A 3,298-nucleotide genomic window follows, 5' to 3' on the forward strand; every position below is an offset into this window, starting at 1 on the left:
CGGCCCGCCCGGCCCCGCAACGCCGGGTCCGCCCACGCCGACCCGGCCGACGCGCGCGCCCCGTACCTGCTCGTCGAAGGCGAGCCAGGCTTCCGGGCCGCCGTACGGCAGCACCCCGCCGGCCGGGACCGTGCCGCCTTCCAGCAGCTGCCGCGCGGCCTCGCGGCCCGCCTCCGCGTCCCACCGCCGTTTCGTTCCCATGCGCCCTCCCCGGTCCGCCGTGTCCGCCCGCGGCACCGTCCGCCGCTCGACACGGGGAGCGTAGTGGCCGGTGCGCGGCGGGCGCTTGCGATATTTCCGCTGGTCAGGCATGCGCCACACCGGCCGATTGACGAAACATACGGAGCAGTGCATAGTTATGCCCATCGCTGGATTGCACCGTAAGGAGAAACCCGTGACCGAGCGCGTCGTACTCGCCTACTCGGGCGGCCTGGACACCTCCGTCGCCATCGGCTGGATCGCCGAGGAGACGGGCGCCGAGGTCATCGCCGTCGCCGTGGACGTCGGCCAGGGCGGCGAGGACCTGGACGTCATCCGCAAGCGCGCGCTCGCCTGCGGTGCCGTCGAGGCCGAGGTCGCGGACGCCAAGGACGAGTTCGCCGACGAGTACTGCCTCCCGGCGATCAAGGCCAACGCCCTCTACATGGACCGCTACCCCCTGGTCTCGGCGCTTTCCCGGCCCACCATCGTCAAGCACCTGGTCGCCGCCGCGAAGAAGCACAACGCCGGCATCGTCGCCCACGGCTGCACCGGCAAGGGCAACGACCAGGTCCGCTTCGAGGCCGGCATCCAGGCCCTCGGCCCGGACCTGAAGTGCATCGCCCCGGTCCGGGACTACGCGATGACCCGGGACAAGGCCATCGCCTTCTGCGAGGCGAAGAACCTCCCGATCGCGACCACCAAGAAGTCCCCGTACTCCATCGACCAGAACGTCTTCGGCCGCGCCGTCGAGACGGGCTTCCTGGAGGACATCTGGAACGGGCCGATCGAGGACATCTACGAGTACACCTCGGACCCGGCCACCCCGCGTGAGCCCGACGAGGTCGTCGTCTCCTTCAAGGAGGGCGTCCCGGTCGCCATCGACGGCAAGCCCGTCACCGTGCTCCAGGCCATCCAGCAGCTCAACGAGCGGGCCGGCGCCCAGGGCATCGGCCGGATCGACATGGTCGAGGACCGCCTCGTCGGCATCAAGTCCCGCGAGGTGTACGAGGCCCCCGGCGCGATCGCGCTGATCACCGCCCACCAGGAGCTGGAGAACGTCACCGTCGAGCGCGAGCTCGCCCGGTACAAGCGGCAGGTCGAGCAGCGCTGGGGCGAGCTCGTCTACGACGGCCTGTGGTTCTCCCCGCTCAAGCGGGCGCTGGACGGCTTCATCAACGAGGCCAACCAGCACGTCACCGGCGACATCCGGATGACCCTGCACGGCGGCCGCGCCGTCGTCACCGGCCGGAAGTCGGACGAGTCCCTCTACGACTTCAACCTCGCCACCTACGACACCGGCGACACCTTCGACCAGTCCAAGGCCCAGGGCTTCATCGACATCTTCGCCCTCTCCGCGAAGATCGCCGCCCGCCGTGATCTGGCAGGCGGAGCCTGACACAGACCCGGGCTCACCCCGGTGCCCGCGGCGCGGGCCACCCCTGGGACGGCCGGCCTCCCCGCCACCTGCGCGGCGGGGAGGCCGTTCCCACCCGAAGCCACGCAGTGATCGAGGAGCATCAGCAGTGAGCAGCAACAACGGTGACGTCCGGCTCTGGGGCGGCCGGTTCGCCGACGGCCCGGCAGAGGCCCTGGCGAAGCTTTCCGCCTCGGTCCACTTCGACTGGCGCCTCGCCCCGTACGACATCGCCGGCTCCCGCGCCCACGCCCGCGTGCTCCACAAGGCCGGGCTGCTCACCGCCAACGAGCTCGACCGCATGATCGCCGGGCTGGACCGGCTGGAGGCGGACGTCGCCGACGGCTCCTTCACCGGGACCGTCGCCGACGAGGACGTGCACACCGCCCTTGAGCGGGGCCTGCTGGAGCGGCTCGGTGCCGAGCTCGGCGGCAAGCTGCGCGCCGGCCGGTCCCGCAACGACCAGGTGGCCACCCTCTTCCGGATGTACCTGCGCGACCACGCCCGGATCATCGGCGGCCTCCTCGCCGACCTCCAGGACGCCCTGGTCGGCCTCGCCGAGACGCACCCGGACACGGCCATGCCCGGCCGCACCCACCTCCAGCACGCCCAGCCTGTGCTCTTCGCCCACCACGTGCTCGCCCACGTCCAGTCCCTGTCCCGGGACGCCGAGCGGCTGCGCCAGTGGGACACCCGGACCGCGGTCTCCCCGTACGGATCGGGCGCCCTCGCGGGTTCCTCGCTCGGCCTGGACCCGGAGGCGGTCGCCGCCGACCTCGGCTTCGAGCGCGGCTCGGCCGGCAACTCGATCGACGGCACGGCCTCCCGCGACTTCGTCGCCGAGTTCGCCTTCATCACCGCCATGATCGGGATCAACCTGTCCCGGATCGCGGAGGAGATCATCATCTGGAACACGAAGGAGTTCTCCTTCGTGACCCTGCACGACGCCTTCTCCACCGGCTCGTCGATCATGCCGCAGAAGAAGAACCCGGACATCGCCGAGCTGGCCCGCGGCAAGTCCGGCCGGTTGATCGGCAACCTGACGGGCCTGCTCGCCACCCTCAAGGCCCTCCCGCTCGCCTACAACCGGGACCTGCAGGAGGACAAGGAGCCGGTCTTCGATTCCTGCGACACCCTGGAGGTCCTGCTCCCCGCCTTCACCGGAATGATGGCCACCCTCACGGTCAACCGGGAGCGCATGGAGGAGCTGGCCCCGGCCGGCTTCTCCCTCGCCACGGACATCGCGGAGTGGCTGGTCAAGCAGGGCGTGCCGTTCCGGGTGGCGCACGAGGTGGCCGGCGAGTGCGTCAAGGAGTGCGAGGCGCTCGGCATCGAACTCGACGAACTCACCGACGACCAGTTCGCGAAGATCTCCCAGCACCTCACCCCGGAGGTCCGCACCGTCCTGAACGTCCCCGGCGCCCTCGCCTCGCGCAGCGGCCGCGGCGGCACGGCCCCCTCGGCGGTGGCGCTGCAGCTCACCGAGCTGAAGGCGGACCTGGTGATCCAGCACGCCTGGGCCGCGCACAAGCAGTAGCCCGGCCCGCCCGCGGCGGCCCCGCGCCGCCGCCCCGTACGCCCGCGGCCCTGCGGCCCGCACCCCCGTACGTCCTCCACGGGCCCGGGGCATGTACGTCCGCACGCCGCGGAACGCCCGGAGGGGCGGTCGGAGCACCTGTGCTC

Annotated in this window: 3 protein-coding genes; 2 read left to right on the forward strand and 1 reads right to left on the reverse strand. The window is 71.6% G+C overall.

What is annotated here, in order from left to right; genetic code table 11:
* Positions 1 to 201 (reverse strand): hypothetical protein (locus HYE82_RS35240; protein ID WP_179178304.1); only part of this gene is annotated, 201 nt, incomplete at its 3' end.
* A 193-nt stretch (positions 202 to 394) separates the two neighbouring features.
* Here HYE82_RS35240 and HYE82_RS35245 point away from each other — a divergent pair.
* Both HYE82_RS35245 and argH read left to right on the forward strand, forming a co-directional pair.
* Positions 395 to 1,597, forward strand: a complete 1,203-nt coding sequence (locus HYE82_RS35245; protein WP_179178305.1) for an argininosuccinate synthase — start codon at positions 395 to 397, stop codon at positions 1,595 to 1,597.
* A gap of 127 nt (positions 1,598 to 1,724) precedes the next feature.
* Positions 1,725 to 3,152: an argininosuccinate lyase gene (gene argH / locus HYE82_RS35250; RefSeq protein ID WP_179178306.1), complete on the forward strand. Its 1,428-nt coding sequence runs from the start codon at positions 1,725 to 1,727 to the stop codon at positions 3,150 to 3,152.
* Positions 3,153 to 3,298: the final 146 nt, after the last annotated feature.

The sequence above is a fragment of the Streptomyces sp. BR123 genome, assembly GCF_013401435.1.
Classification (GTDB): Bacteria; Actinomycetota; Actinomycetes; order Streptomycetales; family Streptomycetaceae; genus Streptomyces.